Consider the following 473-nt stretch of genomic DNA (forward strand, 5'->3'; position numbering starts at 1 on the left):
GCGCGTTTAGTGCGTTCATTTTTGGCAAGGGCATCTGTCATCATGCGTTCGGCATCCTGTCGGCTCATGCCCGGCGGGATAGTGACCTTGATATCATTGGTGGTCACACTGCTATCGACTATGGTGGTGCCGGTATTGGCCGTGACCGGCTGATAACCGCCATACAACACGCCGCCACTCGGTGAATAGCCACCCGCATAAGGGTTATCTTTCGGGACTTTATCGGCCAGCCCGTCCGACTTGCTATCAATAATGCCGAGTTTTTCCAGCACCCAGTCAATGCCACTGCGCAGGGTATTCAGTGCATTCATCGGCAGACTCAGCGCAGCCGCCAGCCCCTCACCAAATAACTTGCCCGCGTTGGTCGCTACGGCCAAAGTCTCTTGTGTGGCTTTAACCGGTTTAATCAGGTCAGCGAACCAGTTGGCAAGCTGTTTTACCTTGTCGCTAAACCAGTTAAACACCGGTTTAAG

General features: G+C 53.7%; 1 pseudogene. It reads right to left on the bottom strand.

What is annotated here, in order from left to right:
* A pseudogene (locus tag FTA96_RS23185) lies at positions 1-473 on the bottom strand (phage tail tape measure protein); the annotation flags it as partial.

It is taken from the genome of Yersinia alsatica (assembly GCF_902170305.1).
GTDB lineage: Bacteria > Pseudomonadota > Gammaproteobacteria > Enterobacterales > Enterobacteriaceae > Yersinia > Yersinia alsatica.